The following is a 4,870-nucleotide window of genomic DNA, read 5'->3' as shown; positions in this document are numbered from 1 at the left end:
CTCGGGCGGATAGCTGCGGGGCATAACGGGCCTCCGGAGGCCGACGGGTAGTCAATTCTCCAGCATCCCGGCCCTATTGAACCCGGGGCATACCAGTCCCATGAGATCGATCCATGCAGCATGTGAGGTGTAGTGCTCCCCGCGCCCGCGGGGTCCCGCGGCCGACGGGTTGCCGTCGGAATCCAGTGTCGGTGGCCAGTTTCATTTCCCCACTCGCGGCCATATAACGGGGAGTCAAGCGGCCGCGAATGTTTACAGGGAGTAATCGGCCTGGGAGGACGCCGCGTGGCAGCTGTCCGAAGTCCTGGCGGATCCCGCTGAAGCCCCCTCTCGGGCGTAGGACCGGTGCAGCATGATGAGCCTGTGGACTTCGAGCCGTACCGGGGTGAGTTGGTGGCGTTCTGCTACCGGATGCTGGGTTCGGTGCACGAGGCCGAGGATCTGGTGCAGGAGACGCTGCTGCGTGCCTGGAAGGCCCGTGACCGGTACGATCCGGCGCGCGCGTCGGTGCGGACCTGGCTATACCGGATCGCGACCAATGTGTGCCTGACCGCGCTGGAGGGGCGCGGGCGGCGTCCACTGCCGTCCGGGCTGGGGGTGCCGAGCGACGATCCGGAGGCGCCGCTGAGGCCGGCGCTCGATGTGCCCTGGCTGGAGCCGTTCCCCGACGCGCGCTTCGATGCGGAGATCAGGGCCGATCTGCGGCTGGCGTGGGTGGCGGCGGTGCAGGTCCTGCCGGCGCGGCAGCGGGCGGTACTGGTTCTGCGCGAGGTGCTGGCGTTCACTGCCGCCGAGGTCGCCGAGCAGTTGGGAACCACGGTCGCGGCGGTCAACAGCGCGTTGCAGCGGGCCCGTGCCGCCCTCGTCGACGTGAACGATGCCGGTGCGGTCATCGAGCCGGACGATCCGGAGGTGCGGGCGGTCATCCAGCGGTACATGCAGGCGTTCGAGGCGGCGGACGTGCCCGCGCTGGTGCGGCTGCTGGCCGACGACGCGGTACTGGAGATGCCCCCGGTGCCGCTGTGGTACCGAGGCAGCCGGGACTACGGCCGGTTTTTGGAGCGGGTGTTCCGGACGCGTGGCAGGGGCTGGGCCATGCGGGAGCTCACCGCGGGCGGGCAGCCCGCGCTCGCCGCGTACGTGCCGCAGCCCGGTGGCGGGCACCGGCTGCACACCCTGCAGGTCTTCACCCCCACCCACGGCCTCATCGCGCGCAACGTCGTGTTCGCCGATCCGCGCGTCTTCGACGCCTTCGAGCTGCCCGGGGAGATTTCCCCGGGCGAGTTCCGCCGGGAGCGATGAGTCGGGGCTGTGCGGCCGGTACGTACCGGTGAGCACCGAACCGAAGGGAGTCATCGTGAGCGTCATCGTCATCGAGTTCATCACCCTGGACGGGATCGTGTCCGACCCGGACGGGTCCGCCGGCACGCCGCTGGGCGGCTGGGCATTCCGGCACGGCCCGGAGGCGGTCGCCGGGGACAAATTCCGGCTCGGCCGCACGCTGGACGACGGGGTACTGCTGCTCGGGCGCGCCACCTGGCAGCTGTTCTCACGGCTCTGGCCGGCCCGCGACGACCCGTTCGCCGCGCGTATGAACGCCGTCCCGAAGCTGGTAGCCTCCCGCACCCTGACCCACGCCGACACGTCGGTGTGGGCGAACTCCCAGCTGCTCGACGGCGATCTGGTCGACGCCGTCAAGCGCGAGCGGCGGGACGTGGTCGTCACCGGGAGCCTGAGCGTCGTGGACCGGCTGAGAGCCGCGGACCTGGTCGACGACTACCGGCTGCTGACCTTGCCCACCGTCCTCGGCACCGGCCGTCGGCTCTTCCCGGCCGACGGCCCCCACGCCGAGCTGGAATGCCTCTCCGGCGAGCAGGTCGGCGCCGCCGTCCTCACCCACTACCGCAGGGTCGCCCGATGACCGCTCGCTTCATCGCCGTGTACGAGACACCCGCCGACCCCGCGGCCTTCGACCGGCACTACCACGCCGTCCACATCCCGCTGGTCCGCCGTCTCCCGGGACTGCGCCGCTACACGATCGGCCGCGACATGGTCGCCGTCCGCGGCGGCGCGCCGCGTACTACCTGGTCGCCGAGCTGGAATGGGACACGATGGACGAACTGCAGGCCGCATTCGCCTCACCCGAGGGACACGCCACCGCGGCCGACGCGGCCCATCTCCAAGAACTCGTCCCCGTCCGCAGCATGATCTTCACCGGCGATGAGATCGTGCTGTAGACGATCTCTACTGTGCGCGTATCGAACGACGCTGAAGTGTCGGCGCCCGCGAAGATGACCGCTCGCCCGAGCGTTGGGAAACGACCAGCTACCGACGCCCGGGCGAGTTGGCGCAACCCGTCAGCTCACGGAGGCCGATCGCGGCTTCGCACGGCACAGACCCGCATGGCCGATGGCGTCGCAGCGCGTGCCCCGTGACGACTACTCAGAGTGAAATCGCTACTGGCCGTACGTGGGGAATTCCAACTGGCCGCCGTCAATCCAGGTAGTGCTCCCCGCGCCCGCGGGGATGGTCCCAAGTGGCTGTACGCCGAACCGTGGACGGGCCGGTGCTCCCCGCGCCCGCGGGGACGGTCCCTCTGGCGGAAGCTCTGGTCCGGGAGATGCGGGGTGCTCCCCGCGCCCGCGGGGATGGTCCCCTGTGACGGAAGATAGACGCCGCACTGCGATGGTGCTCCCCGCGCCCGCAAGGAAGCCGCCCCCAATACCCTCGAAGTGGCTGATCGCTGGCACCTGCTGCAGAACCTGTCCGCCGCGGTGGAGAAGACCTGCCACCAGCACCGCGACTGCCTGCGCAAACGTGCCGACGAGGACACGGCGATCGAGGTGACCGAGGTGCCGGAACCGCCACCGATGCTGTTACCGCCCGCGGAACTGCCCCGCACCCAGATCATCGAACGCACACGCCACCGCTACGAGGACATCCACCGCCTGCTGGAGAAACGCTGGACGATCAGCGCCATCGCCCACCGTCTGAACCTCGACCGCAAGACCGTGCGCCGCTTCCGTGACACCGACCTCGACGAGCTGCTGGCCTCCGCCCGCGAGCGCCGCCCCAACGGCGTCCTGGAGCCGTTCAAGGCACACCTCAACGCCCGCTTCACCGAAGCACAAGGCCAGGTCAGCGGCACCCGACTGTTCCTGGAGATCCAGGCTCGCGGAACCGCGGCAGCCGCCAGGTCGTCCGCAAACACCTCGCCGCCCTCCGCGCGGGCACCGCAGAACCGGTCCGGGCCGACATCCCGAGCCCTCGCAAGATCACCTCGTGGATCATGCGGCCCCTGGAGACGCTCACCGAAAGCGCGAGCTCGCCCGCGCCTTCGCCGACATGGTCCGCCACCAGCGCGGATACCACTTACTGGAGTGGATCCGGCAGGCCGAACAGGACGCACCGAAGCCCATGAAGGGCTTCGCCGGCTTCCTCCGCCAGGACCTCGACGCCGTCACTGCCGGTCTGACCCTGCCCTGGAGCTCCGGCGTCGTCGAAGTACATGTGAACCGGGTGAAAACGCTTGAGAGGGCGATGTATGGCCGGGCCTCGTTCGAACTTCTCCGGACGCGCATCCTCACCCAGCCGTGATGCTCCGGGAATGATCGTGGTAGGCAAGGCACATGCTTGGCCGACTTTCTCTCAGTGAGCAACTCGACGGCTTGCAATCCGTGCTCTCCCAGAACGAGATCTTGACTGACGTGATGACCCGGGCGGCAACACTGGAGTTGCCCGGCTGGTACGTGACGGCGGGCTGCCTGTTCCAAACGGTGTGGAACGTGGCCACCGGCAGGCCCCCGGCCAACGGCATCAAGGACTACGACGTCTTCTACTTCGACGACACCGACCTCTCCTGGGAAGCGGAGAATGCCGTGATCAAGGCGGGCCAGGAGGTGTTCGCTGACCTGCCGGCCGAGGTGGAGATCCGTAACGAAGCCCGCGTGCATCTTTGGTATGAGCAGAAGTTCGGGGTGCCCTGTCCGCCGCACGCGTCCACCGAGGCCGCGATCGACTGCTTCGCTGCAACGACGTGCTGTCTGGGCGTCCGGCTGGAATACGACGGCGGATGGCGCGTCTATGCGCCTCACGGGCTCTCCGACGTGTTCAACCTGGTCGTTCGACCCAACCCCGTCCTCGCGCCGCGGGAGGTCTATGAGACCAAGGCGGCCCGTTGGAAGAACGAGTGGCCGGAGCTCACAGTCCTGCCATGGCCGCACTGATGGCCCTCACGAAACTGCGGCCAGAGCCAATTACGTGAACGTCGACACGCGCTACTGGCTCGGGACAACGTCCCGGGCCGCGCAGGCGAGCAGTTCACTCAGGGCCGCCTCGTTGGATGTGGGCGGCCTGATGCGCCACTCCCCAGTGTTTCCCGTACTGTCTGCGCAACCGCGTGCGCCTGCCGGGCCAGGCCGTCGTCCAGGCACACCCGACGGAACCCCGATAGAGAGAGCCACCCTCACTGGGCGCTTCAACGCCCTGCTCCCCCGTGCCAGGCTCCGCCGCATCCGGTTCCACGACCTGCGGCACTCGACCGCGCCCCTCCTCCTGGAACAGGGCATCGCACTCGTCGTCACCAAGGAACTCCTGGGCCACGCCCACATCGGCGTCACCGCCACCGTCTACGCCCACGTCCGGCTCCAGCGCGACCCCATCGACCTCCTCGGCCAGACGCTTGGCAACCTCCCCGAGGCCGTCGGCGAGCCCGAGGACGATGACGAACCGCCACTTTGTGCAGCACTCGTCCGCTGACGTTGCCGTCAAACTACTGCCGCTGAGGTTGAAAGGGTGGGGTGACAGCGTTACGGAGGCTCCAGTGCCAGTCCGGTCCCGGCGATGAAGCCGTCGAGTACTTCGGGTCGGC

4 protein-coding genes and 2 pseudogenes are annotated in these 4,870 nt (G+C 68.7%); all 6 read left to right on the top strand.

What is annotated here, in order from left to right:
• Nucleotides 1-363: 363 nt before the first annotated feature.
• Complete coding sequence (locus ABZ876_RS38960) at nucleotides 364-1,302, top strand: sigma-70 family RNA polymerase sigma factor (protein ID WP_361791140.1); 939 nt, start codon at nucleotides 364-366, stop codon at nucleotides 1,300-1,302.
• Between the two features lie 55 nt (nucleotides 1,303-1,357).
• On the top strand, nucleotides 1,358-1,921 hold the full coding sequence (locus ABZ876_RS38955; protein ID WP_361791137.1) for a dihydrofolate reductase family protein: 564 nt from the start codon (nucleotides 1,358-1,360) through the stop codon (nucleotides 1,919-1,921).
• Nucleotides 1,858-2,237: pseudogene (locus ABZ876_RS38950) on the top strand (EthD family reductase). Before ABZ876_RS38955 ends, ABZ876_RS38950 begins: the two are co-directional and overlap by 64 nt.
• A 787-nt stretch (nucleotides 2,238-3,024) precedes the next feature.
• The gene (locus ABZ876_RS38945) at nucleotides 3,025-3,597 is read left to right on the top strand and encodes a transposase (RefSeq protein WP_361791134.1); all 573 of its coding nucleotides are present in this window, start codon (nucleotides 3,025-3,027) and stop codon (nucleotides 3,595-3,597) included.
• Nucleotides 3,598-3,629: 32 nt separating this feature from the next.
• Entirely contained in the window at nucleotides 3,630-4,226 is a 597-nt protein-coding gene (locus tag ABZ876_RS38940) for a nucleotidyltransferase family protein (protein WP_361791131.1), read from the top strand.
• Between the two features lie 238 nt (nucleotides 4,227-4,464).
• Nucleotides 4,465-4,758: pseudogene (locus tag ABZ876_RS38935) on the top strand (tyrosine-type recombinase/integrase); the annotation flags it as partial.
• Nucleotides 4,759-4,870 lie beyond the last annotated feature (112 nt).

The sequence above is a fragment of the Streptomyces sp. NPDC046931 genome, from assembly GCF_040644655.1.
Lineage (GTDB): Bacteria > Actinomycetota > Actinomycetes > Streptomycetales > Streptomycetaceae > Streptomyces.
The sequence above is the reverse complement of the archived record's forward strand: the minus strand, read 5'-3'. Positions and strand labels throughout refer to the sequence as shown.

Coding starts and splice junctions, on each gene's coding strand:
- ABZ876_RS38940 (WP_361791131.1), top strand. CDS start 3,630: ATGCTTGGCCGACTTTCTCTCAGTGAGCAACTCGACGGCTTGCAATCC.